Source organism: Paenibacillus sp. SN-8-1, assembly GCF_050995535.1.
Classification (GTDB): Bacteria; Bacillota; Bacilli; order Paenibacillales; family Paenibacillaceae; genus Fontibacillus.
On record NZ_CP194782.1, the window covers coordinates 2,101,509 to 2,127,094 of the forward strand.

The window sequence follows — 25,586 nt, forward strand, 5'->3', positions numbered from 1 at the left end:
TTGAGATCACGGGGCTTTTTTTGCATGGAAGGTATGAAAGTATCGATTTGGTGCGACTTAGTGAAATATGGTAAGCTGAATGTAAGAAGAGAGTGAAAGGGTAATTTTCATGAAGCGAAAATTTGGAGACCGGGCGAACTGGCGCCGTGTGACCCGGCGCCAATTCACATCACGTTATGTGGATAATGAAAATTTCACCGGATACATCACATTGTACAGTATACAAGCGCTGAAGGAGCCGCTGTGGAAATCATACGGTACCCACACCTTTAGAATCGCAGATAAAGGCTATTCCTGGCTGCAGTATTATCCGAAGGGCTCTAATTTTATCGTTACGGCCATGTTTGATGATAAACAGCAAATTATTGAATGGTATATAGATATTTGCAAGAGCCAGGGGATCACAGATCAGGGAGTACCTTGGTTCGATGATCTATACTTGGATATTGTGGTTCTTAAGAACGGAGAAGTGTTCCTGCTCGATCAGGATGAGCTTGATGACGCTCTGGCTCAAAGACTGATATCACCAAGAGACTACGAGCTTGCTGCAGAGACTACACGAGAGCTGCTTCACGCAATCGATGCGCATACATTTCCTTTTTTTCTGATGTCCTTGGAGCATAGACGAAGTGGATTTCTTGAGGAGAGAGATGATGATCCGCTCAAATAAGCCTCGTATCGTTACAAATGTAATCCGAGTGGTTATCGTTCTGTTTGTCCTTATATCCCTCTGGCTTGGCTACGCATGGGTGCAGATCACAAGCATACCTAGTACAAAGGCGCTTACGAGGGCTGATGTCGGAATTGTATTGGGTGCAGCCCTATGGGGAGATGTGCCAAGTCCTGGGCTAAGAGAACGGCTTGATCAGAGTCTGAGAGAGTATCGATCGGGAGCCTTCCGGTATTTCATCGTTTCTGGAGGGCTGGATACTACGAAATCAAGGCCTACTGAGGCGGAAGGCATGGCGAAATATTTGAATGACCATGGAGTTTCCAAGAGTGCTATCCTGCTAGAAAATAAAGCGACCAATACGTACGAGAATCTTCTTTTCAGCAGACAAATTATGGAGGAGCATAAGCTCCAATCGGCAATAATTATTACGCACACATATCATGGAAGACGCGCGATGGAAATGGCAGAATCTCTTAGTTACATAGATCCTCAGTTGTCTTTGGTAGAATCCAGGGTGCTCAAGAAAGTGCCTAATAATTTGAGAGAGATTTTGGCCTATAGCAAATGGACATTGAATAAGCTGGGCATACCTCTTGATATATAAGGATCTGGAAATGAGGCTTATTACATCTCCATGACAAACTTCTAATAACCTGTGCATAGACGGAATAAACTCTTATAGTAGTTATCTGCCCCCTACTCTAAGAAGAGGTGATGCCGCATGCAAGGGCGTGTTGTGGCCGCTGGCGGCCGTTCTGAGGAGAGACCATCCAGACAGATCAATGTCATTCTGCGAAATAGTGAGCCTCCGGTCATCTCGCAGACACTTCCTGAACCTGAGCCTGCCGTAATTTCAAAGACCGCTGGACAGCACCAGAGAGTTTTTGCTGAAATTCAGAAAGAACTGGATCAATTGATTGGCCTAGAGAACATTAAGGAATTGGTGTACGAAATATTCGCTTTACTTCAGGTTAAGCAGCTGCGAACGGAGGCCGGCCTGCTTGCGGGTTCTCAAGTCTATCATATGATCTATAAGGGGAACCCCGGGACAGGGAAGACAACGGTAGCGCGCATTGTTGCCAAGATGTTTCAAAAGATGGGCGTGCTTAGTAAAGGTCATTTTATCGAGGCGGAACGAGCGGACCTGGTTGGCGAATATATCGGACACACTGCACAAAAGACGCGTGATCTGGTTAAGAAAGCTTTAGGGGGTATTTTATTCATTGATGAGGCCTACAGTCTGGCCCGTGGTGGAGAGAAGGATTTCGGTAAAGAAGCAATTGATACCCTCGTAAAGGCAATGGAGGATTTTAAGGATCAATTTATATTGATCCTTGCCGGGTATTCTGATGAGATGGAATTCTTTCTTCATACCAATCCGGGATTGCCGTCACGGTTCCCGATCCAAATTGATTTTCCGGATTATTCAATTGATCAGCTGATTCAAATATCAGAAAGTATGGTCAAAGAGCGTGATTATATCCTTATGCCACAGGCGATACTCAAATTGAAGCAGCATCTGGTTGCAGAGAAAAATGAAAGCCCTCATGCATTCAGCAATGGCAGATATGTGAGAAATGTAATCGAGCGTTCCATCCGTCATCAGGCTGTTCGACTGTTGAACCAATATTCAAGCGGCTCTCCGGGAAAGCTTGAACTAATGACAATACGAACCGAAGATTTTAAATTTGACAAGAATAGTAACAAGTAGACCTTACACTATATCGTTGTCGCTTAAAGGGAGCAATGATCCATGAGAAATTCAACATATGAAACAAAGACCACACTGCCGGATAAGGCAGTTCTGGTCAGTCTGGTAACTAATGAAGTTAAGCGTAGCGGGGTAGACCCTGAGTACTCATTAAATGAGCTTGTTCAATTAGCGGAGACCGCAGGGGTCGAAATTGCGGATGTTATTGTGCAGAACAGGGAGACACCGGACACAAGATGGTTCATTGGTAAAGGAAAAGTGGAAGAGCTCCGAGCTGCGATTGATGCTCTGGATGCCAACACAGCGATTTTCGATCAGGAGCTGTCAGGTGCTCAGGTCCGCAATCTGGAAGAAACACTCGATGTCAAAATCATCGACAGAACGCAGCTTATTCTGGATATCTTCGCCCAGCGTGCCAAGACTCGCGAGGGGATAATCCAAGTTGAGCTTGCTCAGCACAGTTACTTACTCCCCCGGCTCTCCGGACATGGCAAAAATTTGTCCCGTCTTGGAGGCGGCATTGGGACCCGGGGCCCCGGGGAAAGCAAGCTCGAAACGGATCGCAGACACATTCGTAACCGGATTAGCGAGCTGAAGCAGCAACTTGATGAGGTAACCAAACATCGCAAGCTGCACCGGGAACGCCGCAAAGAGAACGGGGTTGTGCAAGTAGCGCTTGTCGGTTATACGAATGCGGGGAAGTCCACACTTCTTAAGCAGCTAACTGCTGCGGACGTATATATTGAGAACCAATTATTTGCTACGCTAGACCCGACTTCTAGAGCTTTGGTTCTGCCCAGCGGGAAGGAAGTTGTCTTGACCGATACGGTTGGGTTCATCCAGAACCTTCCGCATGATCTTGTTGCGTCCTTCAGAGCAACCCTGGAGGAAGCTAATGAGGCGGATCTTATTCTACATGTGGTCGACGCCTCATCCGATACACGGGATGAGCAGATGAAAGTCGTAGACCGTATTTTGAATGATTTGGGCGCGAGTGGTACTCCCCAGGTGGTTCTGTTCAATAAGAAGGACCTTTGTACGCCTGAGCAGCTTCAGCTGCTGCCTGCCGATGAGAATCATATCAAGATAAGCGCTTATGACGAGAAGGATCTGGAGATCATTCGCGAGATCATTCAGGATAAATTAACAGGTGAGACGATAACTTTCCGCATTCCTGCCGCTCGTGGGGACCTAAGTTCTGTAATTTACAGAGTTGGCGAAGTGATCGGGCAAGATTTTGAGGATGATGATTTATTGTTCGAGGTTAGATTGAACCAGGCGGATTATGAGAAGAGCGGCTACCTGTTGAAGGAATATGAAGTGCGTTCGTAATCTTGTCTAATGTAATTGAATTTATAATCAGCTAATGGGATAACGAGAGGATAATGGGAATGGCCGTTTTTTCAGATCAAGTTATGAATTGGATGGAACTCGCCGAGAAGAAGGTGGATTCCAGGTTTAAAGCGATTGACCGAATTGTAGATACTAATCAGTGGAAGGTCATTGAAGCTTTTCAGAAGCATCAGGTCAGTGATTTTCATTTTGCCGGCTCTACCGGATATGCTTATAATGATCGCGGACGCGAGGTTCTGGATCTTGTCTATGCGGATGTGTTTGGGGCGGAAGCCGCACTAGTCAGACCACATTTTGCTTCTGGAACACATACTATTGCTACAGCCCTGTTCGGTGTACTGAGACCTGGGGATGAGCTTTTGTACATTACAGGACGTCCGTACGATACCCTTCACAAGGTGATTGGTAAGCCTGGAGACGGTACCGGGTCACTTCAAGACTATGGTATCCTTTATAAGGAAGCTGCGTTGCTTGATCATGGTGGTGTCGATTGGGACCAGGTAACCAATTTGATTACTCCTGCTACGAAGGTTATCGGGATTCAGCGTTCAAGGGGCTACGATTGGAGAGATTCTTTTAGCGTTGGTCAAATTGAAGAGATGGTTAAGCGAGTAAAAGAGATCAAGCAGGATGTCATTGTCTTCGTGGATAATTGTTACGGTGAGTTTACAGAAGATCGGGAGCCCACAGAAGTGGGCGCCGATCTTATCGCGGGTTCACTTATTAAGAATCCCGGAGGCGGCCTTGCCGAGACAGGTGGTTACATCTGTGGCAAAGCCGAATACGTCGAGCTCGCTGCATACCGGTTAACAGCTCCTGGCATTGGGGGAGAAGTAGGTGCTATGCTGGGCACAACCAGAGGAATCTATCAAGGGTTATTTCTGGCCCCAACCATTGTCGGACAAGCGGTTAAAGGAAGTGTTATTGCAGCGGCAGTATTTGAACTGGCTGGATTTGAGAGCAAGCCGGGTTGGGATGAACCTAGAACGGATTTGATCCAGGCTATAGCTTTCTCCTCGTCAGAGCATCTGATTGCGTTCGTTCAGGGGATTCAAAGGGCTGCAGCGGTTGACGGGCATGTTGTGCCCGAAGCGTGGGACATGCCTGGTTATGAACATCCAGTAATCATGGCTGCAGGAACCTTTATCCAGGGCGGAAGTCTGGAATTATCTGCGGATGCGCCTATTCGCGAGCCTTATATTGCGTACATGCAAGGCGGGCTAACCTATTCCCATGTGAAGTACGGGGTTCTTACCGCTCTTCAAAATATGATTGATCATAACTTATTGTAAGCATTCCTAACATATGCTTGACTCTGTGAGGCAATATGACATAGAATGGGATTATGATTAATTAAGTGGAAGGTTGAGAGCGATGGGTGATGAAATTCGTAGAAATATGGCCTTGTTTCCAATTGGTATCGTAATGAAGCTTACTGATCTATCGGCCCGTCAGATTCGCTATTACGAGCAGCACCAGCTAATCGTACCGGCGAGAACTTCCGGTAATCAGCGTCTCTTCTCATTCAATGATGTTGAGCGTTTGCTCGAGATCAAAGCATTGATCGACAAGGGCGTTAACATTGCGGGGATTAAGCAGGTAATGAATCCGATGAACAAAGAATCACAGGAAGCGACAGTAATTACGAATGACACTGAGGAGAAACGCAAGGTTTTGACGGACTCGCAGCTCTATCGTATGCTCAAGCAGGAACTCGTTACAGGCGGCAAGAGACCAGGTCAAGTTTCACTGATTCAAGGTGAATTATCACGGTTTTTCAAACAATAATAATAAATCTTAATCACAAAGGGAGAGGGTAAAGTGAGTTACACAAAAGAAGATATTCTTCGTATTGCCAAGGAAGAAAATGTCCGTTTCATTCGTTTGCAATTCACAGATTTGCTTGGAACCATTAAGAACGTTGAGATTCCTGTAAGTCAATTGCCGAAAGCACTCGATAACAAAATGATGTTTGACGGTTCTTCCATTGAAGGATATGTCCGCATTGAAGAATCCGATATGTACCTATATCCGGATCTTGAAACTTGGGTTATTTTCCCATGGGTAGCAGAAGATCGTGTTGCACGCCTCATTTGTGATGTATATATGCCAGATGGCACACCTTTCGCTGGTGACCCGCGCGGTATCTTGAAGCGTAACCTGGCTGAAGCCAAGGAGCTTGGATACACCTCCATGAACGTTGGTCCTGAACCGGAATTCTTCTTGTTCAAGACAGACGAGAAGGGCAACCCTACGATGGAGCTGAATGACCAGGGTGGATACTTTGACCTTGCTCCTACAGATCTTGGTGAGAACTGCCGTCGTGAGATCGTTCTTACTCTTGAAGAAATGGGCTTTGAAATTGAAGCTTCCCACCATGAGGTTGCACCTGGGCAGCACGAAATCGATTTTAAATATGCAGACGCTGTGAAAGCGGCTGACCAAATTCAAACCTTCAAATTGGTTGTAAAAACAATCGCTCGTCAGCATGGACTCCATGCAACATTCATGCCAAAACCACTGTTCGGTGTGAACGGTTCCGGTATGCACTGTCACCAATCCTTGTTTAAAGGTGATGTGAACTCGTTCTACGAGGAAAGCGATACTCTGGGTCTTAGCCAAACTGCCCGCTATTACATGGCAGGTATCTTGAAGCATGCACGTGCTTTTGCAGCAATCACTAACCCTACAGTGAACTCATACAAACGTTTGGTTCCTGGTTATGAAGCACCTTGTTACGTAGCATGGTCTTCTAGTAACCGCAGCCCGATGATTCGTATTCCTGCTTCCCGCGGACTCGGTACTCGCGTCGAAGTTCGTAATCCGGATCCGGCTGCTAACCCTTACCTGGCACTGGCTGTTATGCTTAAAGCGGGTCTTGACGGAATTAAAAATGAGATCCCTCTTGTTGATCCAATTGACCGTAACATCTATGTGATGTCAGAGGAAGAGCGTATTGAAGAAGGAATCCCTAGCCTTCCATCCGACCTGAAGGAAGCTCTTAACGAGCTGATTCGTAGTGAAGTGGTAACTGAAGCGCTTGGTGATCATGCGCTGTCCCATTTCTATGAACTCAAAGAAATCGAGTGGGATATGTTCCGCACACAAGTTCATCAATGGGAACGTGACCAATACATTACTTTGTACTAAGGTAGACAGAACCCCTGACGCATATGGCGTCAGGGGTTCTTTTTAGTTGAAAATCCCAGCCAGACATAATATGACTCCTACTACAATTCCGAAGATTCCACCTAACTGGGCTATGATCAAGTATGCCTCGCTTGGCTCAGATTCTCCCTCGACCTTCCATCCTTCATTAATATACCATCCCCAGGATGGCTTAATTAACTGAATCAAACCCATTGATAAGAATAAGAGTCCCAAGAATAGTAACAATGGATCATCCCCTTTGCTATGTACAACGTTCATCAGGGGGCATTCGTTTCAATAATTTGCCAACTGGTTTTATCTATACTTCATGCTCTTGCATATGAAAAGATTGTCAGCTGTGGCCATTGACAGGCCCAATTCTTCTTTCTCACACGGTCTTCATAAATCCGTGCTCTCTCAGGTGTAGCCTGGAAGAAAGGAGTTGGCTGCACGCGGAGATGAATAAGATCTTGAATTCCCCAAGGAGCAGTCAGAATAACCTCTTCATGTGAGTTCAAAGAAATTCCTATTGAAGTGGCAGTCTCCGGAAATTTGGAAATGCCCTCTATGCTTGAATGGTAGGGCGGAAGGTTGTTTATCTTGTGCATGCGCGCTTGATTTTTGACGGACCAGGGCAAGTTTGGTCGAATCTGTAATAATTTTTGTTCGAGGTCCTTCTCGTGCCCTTCGTCTAAGTTCATGGGGTCAAAGTAAATTACATCTATGTCAGCGAGAGGAGTGCGTTCATGATAACCGTGTAGTACATCCCATACTTTCGCACGGACTGCGCCAGCACAGATCCACCAGTCAGGTAAATGCAATTGAGCTGCTGCGTGTAAAAGGCCCATCATCCAGTTATCTTGTTCTACAAGCTGTATAATATCCGCTTCGGTACGTAATATCATTGAATACCTCCTTGGAATAGAACCTATGTTCTAACTATTATAAACAACAATCAATATTTTGGAAATAGTAGAATCTGACCATCTCTCACACTCTATTAGAGGCATACATTGTAGTATAACTTTGACGAACAGGAGGAAGGATGATGGAATCCAGTGAGCTATCGACCATTGAGAAGCTTCTGCCGCTCGCTGAGAAATATGGTTTGGCGGTTCTGCTTACCTTTATCCTGCTTATGATTTTGATCGTCCTCGTAAGAATGATTATTAATGGAGATTTGGTACCAAGGAGATTGCTAGATAAAGCAGAGGAGGATCGGGATCGGCTGCAGGCGATCCTGGATAAAGAACGAGAAGAATTGTGGGAACCGGTACTGGATGTTTTTAAGAGCATCAAGAAAGTAGAAAAGGCAGAGGAGAGTGACTCTTGATGTGGTTCAAATGGATTGAATTAATATTGCAGCGACAACGAAGTAAGGAGGCGGATTTGAATCAAGCCTCACGACGAATTACAGTATCCATCGAACGCTACAGAAGCCTATCACGCGAGATTCAATCAGAGATAAGGAAGAATCATTTTGCTAAGCATTTAACTTACCGGAATCGTAATGACAAATAGTTAGGGTATAGAAGGGCGAACAGGAGAAATTTGTGTTGTAAATACTGGAAATGATATACTTCCCTTAACAAGTCAAAGGGAGGATGCTCATTAGTATGAAGCTGTTGAAAACTATAACTAGTTACATTCCCGCTGTGGCCATCGCATTTGTTCTAAGTCTTTTTATTGGTATCTTTGTATTTCAGCCCTATAAGGTTGTCGGTCAGTCGATGGAGCCGACCCTGCAGGATGATCAAAGAGTCTACACCTCCAAGCTTGCCCGAACATTCTCACACATGCCAGCTTATGGTGATATCGTTGTTGTTGACAGTAGAGTGAATCGGGAGCGTTCTTTTTGGGACAATATTGTGGAGCAGCCTTTGATTCAGCTCATACGTGGTGCAAGTAATGATCGCACATTCTATATTAAGCGGGTGATCGGGAAGCCGGGCGATGTGATTGAGATCAAAAATCAACAAGTATACAGGAATGGTGAGGCCTTGGTAGAGCCCTACATCAAAGAGAAAATGAACCCTTCTCAGGACAGTAAATGGGTAATTCCAGATAATCACATTTTTGTCCTAGGAGATAACAGGAATAATAGTGAAGACAGTAGAGTTTTGGGGCCGATCCCATTCGACCATATCATGGGGATAGAAGAGATTAAATAGTAGCATGTATCAAGAAGAGGGTGCCAATTGGCACCCTCTTCTTTGAGGTTACATGAAAGGAAATAACAACGAATATTAGTGAATGTCGCGGAATAAGCCGACGACTTTACCAAGAATCGTAACATGCTTAAGACGCAGCGGTTCGTAAGTGGGGTTCTCGGGTTGTAAGCGGATATGGTCTCTTTCTTTATAAAAAGTCTTCACCGTTGCCTCGTCGTCTTCGGTCATGGCTACGACAATATCGCCATTATCAGCGGTCTGCTGCTGACGAACGATAACAAAGTCACCATTGTGAATGCCTGCTTCAATCATACTATCGCCCATAACAGAAAGCATAAATACCTCTTTATCACCGACGAAATGGTTGGGGAGAGGGAAGTAGTCCTCAATATTCTCTGTAGCTGTAATAGGTACACCGGCAGTTACTTTACCGACAACAGGTACGCGTGCAACTGTGTGGGCGAACAGATTGTAATTGTCAGAATCCTCCTGGCCCAGTAGTTCAATTGCCCGTGGCTTGGTAGGGTCACGCCGGATAAAGCCTTTCTTCTCGAGCCTGTCCAAATGACCATGCACTGTGGAACTGGAAGCAAGTCCGACAGCTTCTCCAATCTCTCTTACAGAAGGAGGGTAACCCTTCATTCTAACTTCGTTTCTTATAAATTCAAGAATCGCCTGCTGACGACTGGATACTTTCGACATATTATATCAACCCCATTTAGTAACGTTTGGAAAAATTATAACATAGAACTACCGTTCGTACAAACATAAGTTCTAAATGAATACAAATATTAAGCGAACAATTGTTCTAAAAAACTATTGAACGAAACAAGTGTTCGTGTTATATTGTATTCAGAAAACAAGAACAAACGTTTGGAGTGAGGGTTAATGTTGAGATATTCTACATACCAAAGTATTCATGAATCAGTTCCTGCTGAGCCTAGCCGAAATAAATTTAATCTAGAAGACTTTATTTCCAATACTATATTTGTAAGAGTTGCAGCCTTAGTGATATTTATAGCCGTAACCTGCACAGGGATGATCACAGCATTTGCTTCTTCTAGCAGTCTTGCCGGATCATCTGATCTTCCACAGGTCATTGTACAGCCTGGTGATTCATTGTGGAGCATCGCTTTGGCTAACAAAACCAACGATCAAGACACTCGGGATGTTGTACGAAATATTAAGGAATTGAACCAACTTGTATCCAGTGAAATACAAGCTGGTGAAGTGCTTGTGATCCCTTCAAATTAATTCATTACCAATAATAGAATTAGGTTAGCTTACGAGAGCTTTTCAAGGATTTGACGTGCCTTGACAAGCTCTTTTTCTCATGTCAAAGTAAGAGTTAATGCCTTAACTGAAGGAGGAGTCACTTATGGATATCGATAGCCTGGTACAGCGCATTAATGAGCTTGCGCGAAAACATAAAGAATCAGGATTGACTGAGGAAGAAACGCTTGAAAGAGCAGAACTGCGGGAAATCTACTTGCAAAATATTCGCAGGAATTTCCGTCAACAATTGGATTCTATTGAAATTGTAGATAAATAAGCCGTCCGGCCTTGGGCCGGAAGTACATAATCATCATCTGACTGTTGCGAGATGAATGGGAATCCCTAAATGAACAGGAGGATATTTCATGAAGTATACCTATCTGGGTAAAAGCGGATTGGCTGTATCAAGTCTTTGTTTAGGAACTATGACATTTGGTGGAACTACCGATGAGAAAGACTCAAAGGAAATGATTCACCGCTTCCTTGATCAGGGTGGGAATTTTATCGATACCGCAGATGTCTACACGGGCGGGCGGTCAGAAGAAATAGTGGGCAAGAGTATTCGCGGACGCAGGTCTGAAGTAATTCTAGCCTCCAAAGTGCGTATGTCTACCGCAGATCATGTGAACGGCCAAGGTTCTTCCCGTAAGCATATTATGGACGGCATCGAGGCAAGTCTCAGACGACTTGGAACTGATTACATTGATCTGTATCAGATTCATGTATGGGATCAAGCGACCCCAGTGGAGGAGACGCTCCGTGCACTCGATGATCTGGTCACTTCAGGCAAGGTTCGCTATATTGGCTGCTCGAATTACTTATCCTGGCAGCTGATGAAAAGCCTGGCTGTTAGTGAAGCCAGGGGCTTGGTCCGTTACGTGTCACTTCAGCAGCAATATAGTCTGCTTAACCGTGAGGCCGACAGGGAAATGATGTCACTATGTTTTGAAGAAAATGTGGGTATTATTCCATGGGCTCCTCTTGGAGGCGGGTTTCTTACGAACAGGTACAAGGAGGGACCAAAGCCATCTGAAGGGCGGCTGAGTGCGGTGAGTGGTGGCGAGAGCTCATGGGAATATCGGGCTACGAAGAAGAATTTTGATATTCTTAACCAAGTGGTCAAGATCTCTAAGGAGATCGATAGAACTCCTTCACAGGTAGCCTTGAATTGGCTAATGGGTCATAAGGGAATTACCTCACCAATCTTTGGAGCGAGTACGCTTGAACAGTTCGATGAGAACATGGGTGCTGTAGATTTTGAGCTTGATGGTGAACAACGACGTCTGCTTGATGAGGTAAGCAGTCTGCCAGACGAGTACCCTGATCGCTTCATTCGCAAATTCAAAAGACAGATTTAACAGCAGACAACCGAGGAGGAAAGTGGCAGTATGGCACGTTCATTTGAGAAACAAGTTGAGAAAAATAAGCAAAGGTTGTTAGCACAGCAAAAGAAACAGGGAATTCAACCTGGTAAATTGGGTCTGAGTGGAGAAGGGGAGACTTTCAGAGGTCGTAATATTGTTCTACCCGCGCTTCTCATTCTGTTCGGGGTGATGTATGGTTCACTTGGCTTTATAGGGGGCGGCAGCGATATTAATTCCTTCTTATACTGGCTTACAATAGGGCTATATATCCTGCTTGGAGTCATCACCTTTATAAGGAAACCGTACCTGAGAATTGGCAAGAGTGCTCTGTACACTTCCAAATTCAACCGGGATCGGATGCTGTCTGCAGATAGTATTCAGAAGATCGTTCTAAGTCAGGGTGTAGTCACTATCGTTCCTAAAGGAAACGGACAGAAGTGGACATTTCTTCGTTCACGTAACCGATTCAATACAGAGGCGATGGGTGAACGTTTGAAGGAATTTGGAAAGCTTAACAAAATTACAGTCGAGAATCATTAATAAAGGGGAATCACGATGTCAATTAAGGCCGTATGTTTTGATCTAGATGATACACTGTTATGGGATGAGCGCAGTATAGCAGAAGCTTTTGAATTTACATGTAAGACAGCAGCTGAGATTACCGGGGTAAATGCCTCACAGCTGGAGGAAGCAGTTCGTAAGGAAGCAAGAGCTTTATACGAATCATACGAGACATTTTCATTCACCCAAATGATCGGGATTAATCCGTTTGAAGGTTTGTGGGGGAATTTCACAGCGGGCGAGCAGCCCGAGTTCCGTGCAATGGAGAAGCTTGCCCCAGTCTATCGTAAGGAATCATGGAACCGGGGCCTGCGTGCCCTTGGTATCAATAATGAGGAACTTGCCGGACAGCTAGCTGAACAATTTGGTGCAGAACGTCGCGCACGTCCACATATTTATGAAGAAACTTTCCAAATACTTAACGACCTTAAGGGACAAGTTAAGCTTTTGCTATTAACGAATGGTTGCCCGGCACTTCAGCAGGAGAAGCTTGATGGAGTACCAGAGCTAGCCCCTTACTTTAATGAAATTATTATTTCAGGTTCATTTGGCAAAGGGAAGCCGGATCCAAGTATTTTTGAGCACGCTTTGTCCCGGCTTGGTGTGCAGGCTTCCGAGGCTCTAATGGTTGGTGACAAGCTGACTACGGACATTAAAGGAGCGTTAAGCGCGGGTATTTATTCGGTATGGGTGAATCGCGATGGCAAAACTCGTACAGACGAAATCATTCCTGATTATGAGATCAAGCATTTATATGAATTACACGGAATTATTGACAGTCTAGGAGGTAGAGCTAGTTGAAAATACGACGCTTAAGGTATGCTTCAGCGTTAATCAGCTTAGTTCTACTGCTTTCAGGATGCGCGAATGACAACCATCATGAGGCGAACGAGATGCCAAAGCCAATTGAGGTTAAGCTAACCGTCGCTCCCACAAGTGCGAAGGTGAATGAGAAAGTATCATTCGAAGCGAAAGTTACCCAAGCTGGATCAAATGTAGATGATGCACAAGAGGTTACTTTTGAAATTTGGAAAGATGGCTCGGACAAGCACAGCAAAATTAACGTAACCTCGGCGGGAGACGGAAAGTATGTTATGCTTAAGTCCTTTAATGAAGCGGGCTCCTATCATGTGATTTCTCACGTTACCGCCGATAGTCAGCACTCGATGCCTTCAGCCATATTTGAAGTGAAATAGGAATTGGCGTTCATGCCATAACAAAAAAAGCTGTTTGCTTCATCCAAGGATGAGGTAAACAGCTTTTTGTTCACATTATTAAATATCTGTAATTAAGCTTAAGCCTTCTGGAAGTTAGGATCCTCGTATGGATGAGCAATCCAGCCATTCTCTTCCACGAACAGACGAATGGCCACAACCTTGCGGTCATCGGTCAAAGTGAAGAAGTGTACGGTGTTCTCCGGAACAGAGATAAGATCCCCTGGCAGCAGATTCACATCAAAATAACCTATTTCTTCCGAGCCTTTGATTACAAAGGTTCCCGCACCTCCAACGATAGCACGGATCTCATCCTCGGTATGTGTGTGGATTTGTTCAAACTTGGCAAGCAATTCCTCAATATTTGGAGTAGCCTCCGAGAGAGTAATAACATCCCAAGTGCGGTAGCCGCGGCGGGCAACCAAATCTTGGATCTCAGTGTCGAATGTAGCAAGTACTTCTGATTTTTGTTCGTCAGTTAGGGAGAAATTCTCCTGTAAATGGGCCGGCAGCTTGCTGATATCCCAGTGTTCATAAATGACCTCAAATTGACTAAGGAAATTACGAACGTTCTCTTCTCCTGAAATAATTTCGTTCGTTTTTCTAATTCTTATTTCCGCCATGGGATTACTCCCCTTTCATTAATGTATAGTTAGAATTATAAAGGATTAAAGAGGGTGTGTCGACCCCCATTTTGGGAGGATGTCTCTTGAAAAACAAGCGTTTTCACGTAAAGCGAAATGTATACAATGCCTTTCCTAAAGCGTTTGATTCTGCTACACTTAGTTTTAGCGTTTTACAGGGGGGAATGAAATCTTGATTAAGCCAAGTCTGCAATCCAGAATGAGAGACAAAATATTGATTCTTGACGGAGCCATGGGAACCATGATTCAGCAAGAAGAGCTAAAACCCGAAGATTTCGGTGGAGAAGAGCTTGACGGTTGTAATGAGATGCTAGTTCTCACCCGTCCGGATGTCATCTCCCGTATTCATGAGAAATATCTTGAAGCAGGAGCCGACTTAATTGAGACAAATACTTTCGGGGGAGCTTCCGTTGTCCTTGCCGAGTATGATATTCAAGACAAAGCCCGCGAGATTAACCTGGCTGCAGCCAAGCTTGCGGTTGATGCTGTTAATAAATACTCTACACCTGAACATCCGCGTTATGCCGTTGGCGCCATGGGTCCAACGACCAAGACGCTGTCCGTAACGGGTGGTGTTACTTTTGACGAGCTAATTGCAAGCTATGAAGAGCAGGCGGTAGCTCTGATTGAAGCTGGCGTAGATGCCATGCTGCTAGAGACATCCCAGGATACTCTGAATGTTAAGGCGGGGAGTATCGCCATACGTCGTGCTTTTGAGGCCACTGGTATTACATTGCCTCTAATGATCTCCGGTACCATTGAACCGATGGGAACCACACTTGCCGGGCAGAACATTGAGGCATTCTATGTATCTCTTGAGCATTTGAATCCGGTGTCTGTAGGACTTAACTGTGCCACCGGGCCAGAGTTCATGCGCGATCATATTCGTACACTTTCGGATATGGCGAGTACAGCGATTAGCTGTTACCCGAATGCTGGTCTACCGGACGAGAACGGGAATTATCATGAATCTCCCGACTCGCTTGCTGCAAAGATGGCAGCCTTTGCCGAGAAGGGCTGGCTCAATATCGCGGGCGGCTGCTGCGGAACAACGCCTGAGCACATTTATGCTATGTCTGAGAAGATGAAGCAGTACGAGCCTCGCAAAATGGATGAAGTGACGCATCCCCCGGCTATCTCCGGGATTGAACCAGTATATATTGAGTCGGATAACCGCCCTTACATGATTGGTGAGAGAACCAACGTTTTGGGGTCCAGAAAGTTCAAACGGCTTATCGTTGAAGGAAAGTATGAAGAGGCGTCTGAAATTGCTCGAGCTCAGGTAAAAGGCGGGGCCCAGGTTATTGACGTCTGTGTGCAGGACCCTGACCGCGATGAGACAGAAGACATTAAGAAGTTCCTTGAACTAGTCGTCAAGAAGGTCAAAGTACCTTTGATGATTGATACTACCGACCCCGCTGTAATAGATCTGGCGCTTAAATACTGCCAGGGTAAGTCAATAATTAACTCCATTAACCTTGAGGATGGCGAAGAGAAATTCGAGCTGGTCACTCCTATTATCCACAAGTATGGAGCTGCGATCGTAGTTGGTACGATCGATGAACGCGGACAAGCTATTACAAGAGAAGACAAGCTGGAAGTAGCCATTCGTTCGCACGACTTGCTTGTTAATAAATATGGTCTGAATGCCGAAGATATTATATTTGATCCACTCGTATTCCCGGTTGGAACAGGGGACGAGCAGTATATCGGTTCTGCCAAAGAGACGATAGAGGGGATCCGTCTGATTAAGGAAGCCCTTCCGGCTTGCCATACCGTTCTCGGGATCAGTAATGTCTCGTTCGGACTTCCAGAAGCAGGTCGTGAAGTTCTGAACTCGGTCTTCTTGTATGAGTGCACTAAGGCTGGACTAGATTACGCGATTGTGAACACGGAGAAGGTTGAGCGTTATGCTTCAATACCTGAGGAAGAGCGCAAGCTTGCAGAGGATCTTATTTACGATACAAATGATCAGACACTAGCGTCTTTCGTAGCAGCTTTCCGTAACAAGAAGGTTGAGAAGAAGGAGAAGATCAGCAATCTGTCACTTGAAGAGAGACTGGCTTCCTACGTTGTGGAAGGGACCAAGGAGGGTCTGATTCCTGATCTGGATGAAGCTCTTGGCCGCTACACGGCTTTGGAGGTCATTAACGGACCTCTTATGGCGGGAATGGAAGAGGTTGGACGGCTATTTAACAACAATGAGCTGATCGTGGCCGAAGTGCTTCAGAGCGCTGAAGTGATGAAGGCATCGGTAGCTTATCTTGAGCCCTTCATGGAGAAGAATGAATCCTCGGTTAAAGGGCGAATTATGCTAGCGACTGTGAAAGGCGATGTTCACGATATCGGTAAAAATCTGGTCGAGATCATCCTTTCCAATAACGGTTATGATATTGTCAATTTGGGTATAAAAGTACCACCGGAACGTATTATAGAAGCATTCCGTGAGCAGAAAGCCGATGCCATCGGCCTGTCTGGGCTGCTGGTTAAATCTGCTCAGCAGATGGTATCAACTGCGCAGGATCTGCGTAATGCCGGTATCGATGTGCCGATTATGGTTGGCGGTGCTGCCTTAACCCGGAAGTTCACTAAGACCCGGATTCGCCCCGAGTATAATGGGCTTGTTGTATACGCGAAAGATGCTATGGATGGATTGGACCTGGCTAACAAGCTGATGGATCCAGATTCCAGAGAGAGAATGCGTCTTGAATTTGAAGCAGAGAAAGAAGCAGGGGAGCAGGAGGTTGTTAAGACAGTTCTGCCTGAGCTTACCCGTGCTGTCCGCTCTAACATTTCACAAGATGCACCGGTCTATTTGCCGCCAGATCTGGATCGGCACGTGTTGAGAAATTATCCAATCAGCCACATTATTCCTTACGTGAATATGCAGATGCTGCTGGGTCATCATCTTGGACTTAGAGGTTCAGTAGAGCAGTTGCTTGCATCCAAGGATCCTAAAGCATTGGAGCTCAAAGAAACGGTGGATCAAGTGCTTCACGAGGCATTGACGAATGAAATTATTCAGGCTCATGCTATCTATCGATTCTATCCGGCTCAGTCCAGTGGAAATGACATCTTGATCTATGATCCTGAAGATCACACCAAAGTGCTTAAGACCTTCAGCTTCCCGCGTCAGAGAGTTGAACCTCATTTGTGCCTGTCTGATTATTTGAAGACGGTTGACAGCGGGGTTATGGATTATGTCGGCTTCATGGTAGTCACGGCTGGACATGGAGTAAGGCAATTATCTGAGGAATGGAAGAATAAAGGCGATTACCTTCGTTCTCATGTGGTCCAGGCAACTGCGCTAGAGGTTGCAGAAGGTCTGGCTGAGCGTGTGCATCATATTATGAGGGACAGCTGGGGCTTCCCGGATCCAGCAGATATGACCATGAAACAGCGCCACGGTGCAAGATATCAAGGTATCCGGGTATCCTTCGGTTATCCTGCATGTCCTGATCTTGAACTGCAGGAGCCACTGTTCGATCTGATTAAACCAGAGGATATTGGAGTAGAGCTTACGGAAGGGTTCATGATGGAGCCAGAGGCATCTGTCTCCGCACTCGTATTCGCTCATCCGGAAGCACAATATTTTAATGTAGAGAAGTCTTAAGTTACAATAAAATAAAGTATGCCGCAAAATCCTCCGGGTAACGGGGGATTTTTGCTACATCAGCAACTAACCAAGTATGCGGAAGAAGGTTGAGAAGATGGAGCTTTACTTCATGGGAACCAATGCGGGTGTGCCTTCCCTGCAGCGTAATGTCACTTCCCTGGCCTTGCGAATGCTTGAGGAGAGAAGATCATTCTGGCTGTTCGATTGCGGGGAAGGGACGCAGCATCAGGTGCTTCGTTCGCCACTTAAGCTGAGCAAGCTGGAGAAAATTTTCATAACTCATCTGCATGGCGATCATTTATTTGGTCTTCCGGGGCTGCTTTCAAGCCGCTCTTATCAGGGAGGAGACACTCCTCTTGTTCTATATGGACCTAAAGGGCTTGAGCAATATGTACGAATGTCACTCGGAATCAGTGAGTCACATATTAATTATGAGCTTATTGTGAAGGAGCATGACGGGGGGCTGGTTTTTGAAGACGATACTTTTCGCGTGGAGTCTGCGCTGCTTGAGCACCGAATAGATAGCTATGGGTATCGTGTTACGGAGCTTGATAAGCCGGGTCGTCTCGATTTCGAGGCACTTGCGAAGCTTGGAGTCAAGCCGGGCCCCCTATATGGGAAGCTAAAGAGAGGAGAGAGCATTGAGACGGCATCGGGAATGATTCATGCCAAAGATGTGTTAGGCGTGCCTAAAAAGGGCAGGATCGTGACCATTCTCGGGGACACAAGACCATGCTCCGCTGCAGTTGAGCTTGCCAAGGATGCGGATCTGCTGGTCCACGAGGCTACTTTTTCACATGAACTTGCTGAGACCGCATATAACTACCACCATAGTACATCTGTTCAGGCCGCAGAGACGGCGTCTGCTGCACATGTCAAAGAGCTCGTGCTCACTCACTTCAGTTCCCGTTACAAGGACGATCAGCAGCTTGGAATGCTGCTTGATGAGGCGCGAAGGATATTCCCGAACACAAGGCTGGCAAAAGAACATGAGCTTGTGTCAGTGTCCCGTGATGATCAGCAATAAGCAGGAAATACAAAGAATTATTTTCCGGGAAAGCGCAGGAAATGACATCGGACCGCAAAGTTTTTCAGCTTTTAAAAATAAGCGGTTTCAACCTTCGATGGAGTTCGACTTGAATGTATAATTTCTCTTGCGGAAGACGGGAAATTTATGAATTTGCCCGCACCGCTGCTTTCTTTTACAATGGGATTAGTAAAGGGAAGAAAATGAGGGAGAGAACTGATTTGAATGAAGCCTGGAAAGCCTTTTTGATAGATTTGGATGGAACATTGTATCATGGGACACATATGATTCCCGGAGCTGATGAACTGATACGGGAATTTAACGATAGAGGGATTCCTCTGTTATTTGTTACGAACAATTCATCCAGAACGCCTGAGGATGTGGCTGAACATTTAAGCAATATGGGTATCCCGGCAGATGCTGATCAAGTATGTACGTCAGCCGTTGCGGCCGCGCATTATATTGCGGAGATCGCTCCTGGGAGCCGTGTAGCTGCAATTGGGGAGAACGGGCTGCTAACCGCCCTGGAGCAGGCGGGATTACAACTAACGAAAGAACAACCTGATTATGTGGTTCAAGGCATTGACCGCTCATTTACATATGATAAATTGACTGAGGCTGCCCGCTGGATTCTCGGTGGTGCTAAGTACATTTTGACGAATCCGGATCTGCTGCTTCCTTCCCAGGATGGTCTGCTTCCCGGTGCAGGAACTCTGTCGGCAGCAATCAGAGCAGCTACCGGTGCCGAGCCTGTAGTCATCGGCAAGCCTTCGGACATATTGATGAAATTTGCAACAGATCGACTTGGATTACAACCTCAAGATGTAGCAGTTATTGGGGATAATATGCTTACAGATATTTCTGCTGGCATAAATGCCGGGTGCGGAACAATCCTGACTTTAACAGGGATTACGACACCGGACAATTTGGATACTTTCCTGGCGAGATCAGGTGTGAAGCCGGATGTGATCTGCTCAGACCTCCATGAACTCAAACAGCTGATTACAAGATGAGATTTGAAAGGCGAAGGGAAGATGAATTATGCCGGAACTTCCGGAGATGGACAATTACCGAATACTACTATCCCAGCTTATTCTTGACCGTCCGATCACCAAGGTCGTGGTTAATAGGGAGAAGTCAATTAATAAAGATCCCGAAGTATTTATCCAGGAGATTACCGGACGCCGTGTAATATTCATTGAGCGGCGGGGTAAGCATCTGCTGTTCCATCTTGATAGCGGCCAACGTCTGCTGCTTCATCTAATGCTGGGCGGATTACTATATCTTGGAACTGAGGAAGATAAGCCTAACCGAAGTACGCAGGTAGAGCTTAGCTTCGGAGACCAAACCTTGTATTTTATTGGTCTTCGGCTTGGTTATTTGCATCTCTATAGTGCCAAGGAGACAGATGAGTTCTTGTCGGATCTGGGACCTGAATTGATGGACCGGAGGATGAATCAGGATAAATTTATCCAGTTGTTCAGCAGACGACGCGGGGCTCTCAAAAGCACGCTCGTGAACCAGCATGTCATTGCGGGGATTGGAAATTGTTATGCGGATGAAATTGCATTTGAGGCCGGGCTTAGACCCTCAGCCAAAATCCAGAATTTATCCGAAGATGATCTTGCTGGGATTTATCAAGCGGCTAGAACCGTATTCCAACATGCTACAGAGCATGGGGGCTATATGGAGCTTCCTTTAACCCGTGAGGATGAGCTTACTGGCGGATTCAATGATCTTTGCCGGGTCTATGATCGGGAAGGGGAAGGTTGTATTCGTTGCGACGGGGTAATCGAGAAGAGCGAGATCGGCGGTAGAAAGGTTTTCTACTGTCCGAAATGTCAGCATGACAAGTAAGGTGAAGGTTGGCGGCCATCTCAGCATTCGCGGAGGGTACTACCACGCTGCACAAGCAGCTTCAGCTATGAAAGCAGGAGCATTCCAGTATTTCCCGAAGAATCCTCGCAGCCTGACAATTAAGCAATTTGACACGCGGGATGCGGAGAGATGCAGACTGTGGTGCAACGACAAGGGAATTGTCTCTGTCGCCCACTCTCCCTATCCGAGCAATCTGGCTATTGATTCAGAACTTGAACCTGCGGCCTATCGTAAAGTTGTGGATTCACTTCGCAATGATCTTGAGATTGCAGAGGCTTGCGGGTCACTAGGGGTTGTTGTTCATTTTGGCACATACAGGGCTGGAAACCCCTTACAGGGATATAAAAATGTTATACAATGTATTAACGAGATTCTACAGGGCTGGCAAGGCAATGCCAAGTTGCTCATAGAGAACCAGGCTGGGGATCATGGTGACATGGGCATGACGATGGAAGAACTGGTTCAGATTCGCAAATTGTGCGAGGCACCTGAGCAAATCGGCTTCTGCCTGGATACCTGCCATGCCTTTGGCGCAGGAGTCTGGGGAGGGGCTGAAGATGACTCCTTTGCAGCCAAGGGAAGAGAGCTTGGTTTCTGGGATCACGTAGTGACTATACATTTGAATGACTCCAAATATCCTTTCGGCTCCCGTAAAGACCGGCATGAGCGGGTAGGCCAAGGCTATATTGGAGAGGCAGGGTTCCGTAAGCTGCTGGCGTCAAAAGACATTAAAGATAAAGCCTTCATCCTCGAAAGCGAAACAGGGGAAGACGGTACATACACATGGGATATGGAGCAGGTAAGACGTTGGTCTGAAGCTTAACTGATTACATATCTGGGGAAAGGAAGAACAAATGTGATCCACTTGTATATGGATGATATGCGGCGTTGTCCGGCGGGCTTCACCTTGGTACGAAGCGGCCAGGAGTGTCTTGAAGTACTTCGTACAACTCAGGTTGACATCCTTTCACTCGATTACGATATGGGACCTGATGGTATGACTGGTGGTGAGGTGGCGGCTGTTATGGCCAGTGAGGGCTTGTTCGCTAGAGAAATATATCTTCATACTTCTAGTCTGCACGGGAAAATGAGCATGTATGAGACTCTGTACACTTGCAAACCTGACCATGTCATTCTCCATAATGGGCCTATACCTTTTGACCGCCTGGATGAGATCGCTCATCAGGTGGCCAAGAAGACAAAATAAGCAGTTGGCGACCCAAGAAACGTAATGCAATTTACTGGAGGTTAAGAGCTTTTGAATAGTCAAGACGAATTAGAGAACACAGCACCCGGCGTATCATCGCGATTTATATGTACGGCCAATCATGGATTTGCACCCTATGCTCAAGAGGAGTTAAGAAGGAAGTTTGGTTCTGTAAAAAGTACTGTTCTCGTGCCGGGTGAGGTCTTCATTGGAACATTGGAATTATCTAGTCAGGAGGCTGTCGAGAGGCTTCGTATGGAGCCGCCTATCTTTCTTAGACATATATTCCCTGTTCAATACCAGATCGGCATCATCGATGGAGACAAAGATAATGCTATGCTTCAATTAACTGCTTGTCTTAAGCATTTGCCGGAGCTTCGGGGAGCTCAGGTGACGGTGCAAGCCCGCAAGGCCGGTCAGGATTCCTGGGAAGGAACCTCAACGGACCTGAAGGATTCGATTCAAAATGGTCTGAAGGAGCTTGTGCATCAATTTGTAGTCAAGGATGCTGAGCTGGTTGTCTCTGTCTTGGCGACAGATAAAGCCTTGTACGCAGGGATCTCTTCCCCTGAGGACAATTTATCGGATTGGAACGGCGGGGCTGTAAGATTTCAGAAGGAAGAGAGTCAAATCTCAAGAGCCAAATTCAAACTGCTGGAAGCTGAACGCGTCTTTGGGATTGAGTTTAGCTCGTTCGAAGAGGCGCTTGATATTGGTGCCGCACCGGGTGGATGGACTTCATTTCTATTGGAGCGGGGCCTTCGTGTAACTGCGGTGGATCCTGCAAAGATGCACCCTTCATTGTTAGATTCGGAAAGATTGACTTATCTGAACAGGAATGCAGATAGTGTTAAATTTCGGGAAGATCAATTCGATGTGTTGGTCTGTGATATGAGCTGGAGTCCTAAGCTTACCGCGAAGTTGGTTACTGGGCTGCTGTACAGCCTCGTACCCGGAGGAACAGCTATTGTAACTGTAAAGCTGCTGAGTAAGAAGCCGCTCGCGTTAATAAGAGAAGTGATGGATACGTTTGAAAATGCAAATATGCAGATTCAAAGAGCGAAGCAGCTGTTCCATAATCGGGATGAAATTACATTGTATATGATTAAATATTAATATAGTTAACTAATATTTATTGATTTTAAAGCTTTACTTAAGACGTATTCTGTTCTATACTGATTCCAATATTATACAGTGACCACTTAGGGAAAGTATCCCAAGTATCCGGAAAGTTAGCTCGACTAACTTACCGGAGCTTGGGTGCTTTCTCTTTTTTGTGTTGGTCAAGAAAGGAGAAGATCTATTGTATTTCCCTTCTAAGCTTGCGCCGGGGTCCATTCTGGGAGGCCGATATCAGATTGAGAAATGGGTAGCCAGTGGGGGAATGAGCTATGTCTATTGTGCAAGAGATTTGAAGCTGCATGATAAGAAGTGGGCTATCAAAGAGACAATTACCGTATCCGGGCAGAATGCCAAGCTAGAAGAAGAAGCCAGATTGCTCATTAGACTCAATCATACCCGGTTGCCGCATATTGTTGACTTTTTCCCCCCAGATGAAGAAGGCTACACCTATTTGGTCATGGACTTTATTGAAGGAGTCACCTTGGAGAAATATATCGCAGATTTAACCAGCCTGCCTCCAATCGAGTTGATTCTGCACATCGCGGCACAGGTATGCGAAGGACTGGATTACCTACATACCTACGATCCGCCTATTGTATACCGGGATTTAAAGCCAACGAATCTAATGGTTGATCAAGCGGGTAACATTCGCTTTATTGATTTTGGCATTGCCAGACAATTTAAGGTTGATCAGCCAGAGGACACGGTGAAGCTGGGCACAGTTGGCTTTGCCGCACCTGAACAGTATGGAGGTAAGCAGACGGATGCCAGGACTGATTTATATTCACTCGGCGCGTTGCTCTTATATTTGGCTACAGGAGGTCAACTAAGTGAATGGAGACCTGAGGTGCAGCAGATGCTCAGGATTGATGATAAGCAGCAGAATACAACAACCGCGTTGATGAAAGTTATAAAGAAGCTGCTGCAATACGAGCCTGAAGACCGTTATTCGTCAGTGAGTGAGGTTAGAAAGGCACTCCAATTAGAATTTATACAATCGTCCACCGATAGGAGTCTGAGTGAGAAATCAGAATCAACCAGAACAAAGGTAATCGCGGTTATCGGAGTCTCGGGAGGGGTTGGGACTACGCACACGGCAATCATGCTAGCCTATTCTTTACTTAATCACTTTAAGGATGTCACTCTGCTTGAGCTTACAGATAAGTCGAGTGCCTTCTCCAGATTGCAGTCCGCAGCTTTTAAAACAAGAGAAACTGGGGCCTCTTCAGGGGAGAGAAGCTTCACAGTCGAAGGTGTTCATTATTGCAGAAGGCCAACCAGGATGGAAATGCTGGACATGATCTCCGGCGAGGGGGGCTTGGTCATCCTGGATTTGGGGAGTGATCGAAGCAAGGAGACATTTGAAGAATTTCTACGAGCTGACATATCGCTAGTTGTGGGCTCTGGGGCTGAATGGAGATTTCAGGATATCTTATCTTTCTGCCGATTGTCAGCTTCATATTCAAGAAGTAAATGGATCTATGCCATACCATCGGTTCCTATGCCTGTGATTCAACATCTCCGAAGGAAGCTGGGGACGTCCAGATTGCTTCCATTCCCGCATGAAACAGATCCTTTTCATCCGTCTGACGAGACGGTCGCAGCGCTGGAGAACGTGTGCAGAACTATTATCAGCAATAATAAGCCAACAAGGCTATTCAAGTTTGGATTTAAGAGAATGTGGAGAGGAGGAATTTGATGTTGAGACTAAGGCAAAGAACCAAACATTTGATCTATGCCGCTTTGTCCGGTGCTAGCATCGTTGTGATTTTGTTCATCATCTATTTAATCATGAGTCAGAACCATTACAAGCAAACACAAAAAGCCCTTGAACAAAAATATGATGTGGAAATTAATCGGCTTAAGGAGGAAAGGGCCAAGCAGATGACTCAAGCCTGGGTAGCAGGCCGGCAGATTGAGGCGGGTGAAAAATTAAGCATCACGGATCTTGAGCAAAAGGAGTACCCGGCAGACCGGGTTCCGAGCGATGTAATACGATCTAGGGACAGTATCGAAGGTAAGATCACCAAGATAACGCTAAAGCCAAATACCTTGGTTACGGACTCACTGCTCTACGAAGAGGAAGCTGCTACCAATGATCTTCGTAATCGTGAGATCAGTTTTGTAAAGATACCTGCGGTTCTGAGATCAAAGGATGTTATAGATGTGAGAATTCAGTTTCCGACGGGTCAGGACTATATCATTTTATCGAAGAAGAAAGTGAAGGATCTAAAGGCATCCACGCTAACATTAACTTTGACAGAACAAGAGATCTTATCCTTATCCAGCGCGGTTGTTGACGCCTACTTACATAAAGCATCTATTTATGCGCTCACCTATGTTGAGCCTGGGATTCAGCTGTCCGCCATCCCAACTTATCCGGCAAATGATCAGGTGTTAAAGTTGATTTCAAAAGATCCAAACATTCTGAAGCGTGCGGAACATGGGCTCAGCGTAACATCAAGGGCACTTCTGGAAAAGGACTTGGGCGCATTAACACCTCAAACAGCTTCAGAATTTGAGGGCAAGCAAGTGGAGTACTTGCAAGCCGCGCAGCAACCGGGTCAGACGCTTCAAGCTAATGAATCTTCGAACATGGGCACAGGAACCGGACATTAAT

General features: G+C 45.8%; 29 protein-coding genes. 25 read left to right on the plus strand and 4 right to left on the minus strand.

Features of this window, described 5'->3' with window-relative positions:
* Positions 1 to 109 precede the first annotated feature (109 nt).
* The 7 genes from ACRRNK_RS09905 (at position 110) to glnA (ending at position 6,887) form a co-directional block, all read left to right on the plus strand.
* Entirely contained in the window at positions 110 to 670 is a 561-nt protein-coding gene (locus tag ACRRNK_RS09905; protein WP_433946564.1) for a DUF402 domain-containing protein, read from the plus strand.
* Positions 630 to 1,277 carry a YdcF family protein gene (locus ACRRNK_RS09910; protein WP_433946565.1) on the plus strand — a complete coding sequence of 216 codons (648 nt, stop codon included), beginning with the start codon at positions 630 to 632 and terminating at the stop codon, positions 1,275 to 1,277. The genes ACRRNK_RS09905 and ACRRNK_RS09910 overlap by 41 nt, the downstream gene beginning before the upstream one ends.
* A 117-nt stretch (positions 1,278 to 1,394) precedes the next feature.
* Positions 1,395 to 2,384 carry an AAA family ATPase gene (locus ACRRNK_RS09915; RefSeq protein ID WP_433946566.1) on the plus strand — a complete coding sequence of 330 codons (990 nt, stop codon included), beginning with the start codon at positions 1,395 to 1,397 and terminating at the stop codon, positions 2,382 to 2,384.
* A 42-nt stretch (positions 2,385 to 2,426) separates the two neighbouring features.
* A complete protein-coding gene (gene hflX / locus ACRRNK_RS09920; RefSeq protein ID WP_433946567.1) occupies positions 2,427 to 3,716 on the plus strand; it encodes a GTPase HflX in 1,290 nt (429 codons plus the stop codon).
* 59 nt (positions 3,717 to 3,775) lie between these two features.
* Entirely contained in the window at positions 3,776 to 5,029 is a 1,254-nt protein-coding gene (locus ACRRNK_RS09925; protein ID WP_433946568.1) for an aminotransferase class I/II-fold pyridoxal phosphate-dependent enzyme, read from the plus strand.
* Between the two features lie 82 nt (positions 5,030 to 5,111).
* Entirely contained in the window at positions 5,112 to 5,525 is a 414-nt protein-coding gene (locus ACRRNK_RS09930; RefSeq protein ID WP_433946569.1) for a MerR family transcriptional regulator, read from the plus strand.
* A 33-nt stretch (positions 5,526 to 5,558) separates the two neighbouring features.
* Positions 5,559 to 6,887: a type I glutamate--ammonia ligase gene (glnA, locus tag ACRRNK_RS09935; RefSeq protein ID WP_433946570.1), complete on the plus strand. Its 1,329-nt coding sequence runs from the start codon at positions 5,559 to 5,561 to the stop codon at positions 6,885 to 6,887.
* Positions 6,888 to 6,929: 42 nt separating this feature from the next.
* Here glnA and ACRRNK_RS09940 read toward each other — a convergent pair whose 3' ends face one another.
* The gene (locus tag ACRRNK_RS09940; RefSeq protein ID WP_433946571.1) at positions 6,930 to 7,166 is read right to left on the minus strand and encodes a DUF6199 family natural product biosynthesis protein; all 237 of its coding nucleotides are present in this window, start codon (positions 7,164 to 7,166) and stop codon (positions 6,930 to 6,932) included.
* A 47-nt stretch (positions 7,167 to 7,213) separates the two neighbouring features.
* Positions 7,214 to 7,792 (minus strand): nucleotidyltransferase family protein, encoded by a 579-nt coding sequence (locus tag ACRRNK_RS09945; protein WP_433946572.1) that lies wholly within the window; start codon positions 7,790 to 7,792, stop codon positions 7,214 to 7,216.
* A 140-nt stretch (positions 7,793 to 7,932) separates the two neighbouring features.
* Between ACRRNK_RS09945 and ACRRNK_RS09950 the strand changes: the two genes are divergently transcribed.
* The 3 genes from ACRRNK_RS09950 to lepB all read left to right on the plus strand — a co-directional run bounded on the left by ACRRNK_RS09950 (position 7,933) and on the right by lepB (position 9,058).
* Positions 7,933 to 8,220 carry a hypothetical protein gene (locus ACRRNK_RS09950; protein ID WP_433946573.1) on the plus strand — a complete coding sequence of 96 codons (288 nt, stop codon included), beginning with the start codon at positions 7,933 to 7,935 and terminating at the stop codon, positions 8,218 to 8,220.
* Positions 8,220 to 8,408 carry a hypothetical protein gene (locus ACRRNK_RS09955; protein WP_433946574.1) on the plus strand — a complete coding sequence of 63 codons (189 nt, stop codon included), beginning with the start codon at positions 8,220 to 8,222 and terminating at the stop codon, positions 8,406 to 8,408. Before ACRRNK_RS09950 ends, ACRRNK_RS09955 begins: the two co-directional genes overlap by 1 nt.
* A gap of 95 nt (positions 8,409 to 8,503) precedes the next feature.
* Positions 8,504 to 9,058 carry a signal peptidase I gene (gene lepB, locus ACRRNK_RS09960; protein WP_433946575.1) on the plus strand — a complete coding sequence of 185 codons (555 nt, stop codon included), beginning with the start codon at positions 8,504 to 8,506 and terminating at the stop codon, positions 9,056 to 9,058.
* Positions 9,059 to 9,133: 75 nt separating this feature from the next.
* On the opposite strand, the gene lexA is transcribed toward lepB, so the two are convergent.
* On the minus strand, positions 9,134 to 9,760 hold the full coding sequence (gene lexA / locus ACRRNK_RS09965; protein ID WP_433946576.1) for a transcriptional repressor LexA: 627 nt from the start codon (positions 9,758 to 9,760) through the stop codon (positions 9,134 to 9,136).
* Positions 9,761 to 10,066: 306 nt separating this feature from the next.
* Between lexA and ACRRNK_RS09970 the strand changes: the two genes are divergently transcribed.
* The 6 genes from ACRRNK_RS09970 to ACRRNK_RS09995 all read left to right on the plus strand — a co-directional run bounded on the left by ACRRNK_RS09970 (position 10,067) and on the right by ACRRNK_RS09995 (position 13,454).
* A complete protein-coding gene (locus tag ACRRNK_RS09970) occupies positions 10,067 to 10,312 on the plus strand; it encodes a LysM peptidoglycan-binding domain-containing protein (RefSeq protein ID WP_433946577.1) in 246 nt (81 codons plus the stop codon).
* Positions 10,313 to 10,436: 124 nt separating this feature from the next.
* On the plus strand, positions 10,437 to 10,610 hold the full coding sequence (locus tag ACRRNK_RS09975; protein WP_433946578.1) for a DUF896 domain-containing protein: 174 nt from the start codon (positions 10,437 to 10,439) through the stop codon (positions 10,608 to 10,610).
* An 88-nt stretch (positions 10,611 to 10,698) separates the two neighbouring features.
* Entirely contained in the window at positions 10,699 to 11,691 is a 993-nt protein-coding gene (locus ACRRNK_RS09980; protein ID WP_433946579.1) for an aldo/keto reductase, read from the plus strand.
* 30 nt (positions 11,692 to 11,721) lie between these two features.
* Positions 11,722 to 12,237, plus strand: coding sequence for a hypothetical protein (locus ACRRNK_RS09985; RefSeq protein WP_433946580.1), 516 nt, complete (start codon positions 11,722 to 11,724; stop codon positions 12,235 to 12,237).
* Between the two features lie 15 nt (positions 12,238 to 12,252).
* The gene (locus ACRRNK_RS09990; protein WP_433946581.1) at positions 12,253 to 13,059 is read left to right on the plus strand and encodes an HAD family hydrolase; all 807 of its coding nucleotides are present in this window, start codon (positions 12,253 to 12,255) and stop codon (positions 13,057 to 13,059) included.
* A complete protein-coding gene (locus ACRRNK_RS09995) occupies positions 13,056 to 13,454 on the plus strand; it encodes a FixH family protein (protein ID WP_433946582.1) in 399 nt (132 codons plus the stop codon). The genes ACRRNK_RS09990 and ACRRNK_RS09995 overlap by 4 nt, the downstream gene beginning before the upstream one ends.
* 98 nt (positions 13,455 to 13,552) lie before the next feature.
* Here ACRRNK_RS09995 and ACRRNK_RS10000 read toward each other — a convergent pair whose 3' ends face one another.
* A complete protein-coding gene (locus ACRRNK_RS10000; RefSeq protein WP_433946583.1) occupies positions 13,553 to 14,095 on the minus strand; it encodes an acireductone dioxygenase in 543 nt (180 codons plus the stop codon).
* 193 nt (positions 14,096 to 14,288) lie between these two features.
* Between ACRRNK_RS10000 and metH the strand changes: the two genes are divergently transcribed.
* The 9 genes from metH (at position 14,289) to ACRRNK_RS10045 (ending at position 25,585) form a co-directional block, all read left to right on the plus strand.
* Positions 14,289 to 17,729 carry a methionine synthase gene (metH, locus tag ACRRNK_RS10005; protein ID WP_433946584.1) on the plus strand — a complete coding sequence of 1,147 codons (3,441 nt, stop codon included), beginning with the start codon at positions 14,289 to 14,291 and terminating at the stop codon, positions 17,727 to 17,729.
* Positions 17,730 to 17,826: 97 nt separating this feature from the next.
* Positions 17,827 to 18,759 (plus strand): ribonuclease Z, encoded by a 933-nt coding sequence (rnz, locus tag ACRRNK_RS10010; protein WP_433946853.1) that lies wholly within the window; start codon positions 17,827 to 17,829, stop codon positions 18,757 to 18,759.
* A 203-nt stretch (positions 18,760 to 18,962) separates the two neighbouring features.
* Entirely contained in the window at positions 18,963 to 19,772 is an 810-nt protein-coding gene (locus ACRRNK_RS10015) for a TIGR01457 family HAD-type hydrolase (protein WP_433946854.1), read from the plus strand.
* A 28-nt stretch (positions 19,773 to 19,800) separates the two neighbouring features.
* The gene (locus ACRRNK_RS10020; RefSeq protein WP_433946585.1) at positions 19,801 to 20,616 is read left to right on the plus strand and encodes an Fpg/Nei family DNA glycosylase; all 816 of its coding nucleotides are present in this window, start codon (positions 19,801 to 19,803) and stop codon (positions 20,614 to 20,616) included.
* On the plus strand, positions 20,606 to 21,460 hold the full coding sequence (locus ACRRNK_RS10025; protein WP_433946586.1) for a deoxyribonuclease IV: 855 nt from the start codon (positions 20,606 to 20,608) through the stop codon (positions 21,458 to 21,460). Before ACRRNK_RS10020 ends, ACRRNK_RS10025 begins: the two co-directional genes overlap by 11 nt.
* Before the next feature lie 33 nt (positions 21,461 to 21,493).
* The gene (locus ACRRNK_RS10030) at positions 21,494 to 21,844 is read left to right on the plus strand and encodes a cyclic-phosphate processing receiver domain-containing protein (protein ID WP_433946587.1); all 351 of its coding nucleotides are present in this window, start codon (positions 21,494 to 21,496) and stop codon (positions 21,842 to 21,844) included.
* Between the two features lie 51 nt (positions 21,845 to 21,895).
* The gene (locus ACRRNK_RS10035; RefSeq protein ID WP_433946588.1) at positions 21,896 to 22,960 is read left to right on the plus strand and encodes an SAM-dependent methyltransferase; all 1,065 of its coding nucleotides are present in this window, start codon (positions 21,896 to 21,898) and stop codon (positions 22,958 to 22,960) included.
* Between the two features lie 187 nt (positions 22,961 to 23,147).
* Entirely contained in the window at positions 23,148 to 24,665 is a 1,518-nt protein-coding gene (locus ACRRNK_RS10040; protein WP_433946589.1) for a protein kinase domain-containing protein, read from the plus strand.
* Complete coding sequence (locus ACRRNK_RS10045) at positions 24,665 to 25,585, plus strand: SAF domain-containing protein (protein ID WP_433946590.1); 921 nt, start codon at positions 24,665 to 24,667, stop codon at positions 25,583 to 25,585. Before ACRRNK_RS10040 ends, ACRRNK_RS10045 begins: the two co-directional genes overlap by 1 nt.
* Position 25,586 lies beyond the last annotated feature (1 nt).

Bases quoted from the DNA above. Each gene is read 5' to 3' on its own strand.
- ACRRNK_RS09930 (WP_433946569.1), top strand. From the start codon at position 5,112: ATGGGTGATGAAATTCGTAGAAATATGGCCTTGTTTCCAATTGGTATC.
- ACRRNK_RS09925 (WP_433946568.1), top strand. From the start codon at position 3,776: ATGGCCGTTTTTTCAGATCAAGTTATGAATTGGATGGAACTCGCCGAG.
- lexA (WP_433946576.1), bottom strand. From the start codon at position 9,760: ATGTCGAAAGTATCCAGTCGTCAGCAGGCGATTCTTGAATTTATAAGA.
- ACRRNK_RS09980 (WP_433946579.1), top strand. From the start codon at position 10,699: ATGAAGTATACCTATCTGGGTAAAAGCGGATTGGCTGTATCAAGTCTT.
- ACRRNK_RS09945 (WP_433946572.1), bottom strand. From the start codon at position 7,792: ATGATATTACGTACCGAAGCGGATATTATACAGCTTGTAGAACAAGAT.
- ACRRNK_RS10025 (WP_433946586.1), top strand. From the start codon at position 20,606: ATGACAAGTAAGGTGAAGGTTGGCGGCCATCTCAGCATTCGCGGAGGG.
- rnz (WP_433946853.1), top strand. From the start codon at position 17,827: ATGGAGCTTTACTTCATGGGAACCAATGCGGGTGTGCCTTCCCTGCAG.
- ACRRNK_RS09940 (WP_433946571.1), bottom strand. From the start codon at position 7,166: ATGAACGTTGTACATAGCAAAGGGGATGATCCATTGTTACTATTCTTG.
- lepB (WP_433946575.1), top strand. From the start codon at position 8,504: ATGAAGCTGTTGAAAACTATAACTAGTTACATTCCCGCTGTGGCCATC.
- ACRRNK_RS09950 (WP_433946573.1), top strand. From the start codon at position 7,933: ATGATGGAATCCAGTGAGCTATCGACCATTGAGAAGCTTCTGCCGCTC.
- ACRRNK_RS10045 (WP_433946590.1), top strand. From the start codon at position 24,665: ATGTTGAGACTAAGGCAAAGAACCAAACATTTGATCTATGCCGCTTTG.
- ACRRNK_RS09985 (WP_433946580.1), top strand. From the start codon at position 11,722: ATGGCACGTTCATTTGAGAAACAAGTTGAGAAAAATAAGCAAAGGTTG.
- hflX (WP_433946567.1), top strand. From the start codon at position 2,427: ATGAGAAATTCAACATATGAAACAAAGACCACACTGCCGGATAAGGCA.
- ACRRNK_RS09905 (WP_433946564.1), top strand. From the start codon at position 110: ATGAAGCGAAAATTTGGAGACCGGGCGAACTGGCGCCGTGTGACCCGG.
- ACRRNK_RS10015 (WP_433946854.1), top strand. From the start codon at position 18,963: ATGAGGGAGAGAACTGATTTGAATGAAGCCTGGAAAGCCTTTTTGATA.
- ACRRNK_RS09990 (WP_433946581.1), top strand. From the start codon at position 12,253: ATGTCAATTAAGGCCGTATGTTTTGATCTAGATGATACACTGTTATGG.
- ACRRNK_RS10000 (WP_433946583.1), bottom strand. From the start codon at position 14,095: ATGGCGGAAATAAGAATTAGAAAAACGAACGAAATTATTTCAGGAGAA.
- ACRRNK_RS09915 (WP_433946566.1), top strand. From the start codon at position 1,395: ATGCAAGGGCGTGTTGTGGCCGCTGGCGGCCGTTCTGAGGAGAGACCA.
- ACRRNK_RS09975 (WP_433946578.1), top strand. From the start codon at position 10,437: ATGGATATCGATAGCCTGGTACAGCGCATTAATGAGCTTGCGCGAAAA.
- ACRRNK_RS10020 (WP_433946585.1), top strand. From the start codon at position 19,801: ATGCCGGAACTTCCGGAGATGGACAATTACCGAATACTACTATCCCAG.
- ACRRNK_RS09955 (WP_433946574.1), top strand. From the start codon at position 8,220: ATGTGGTTCAAATGGATTGAATTAATATTGCAGCGACAACGAAGTAAG.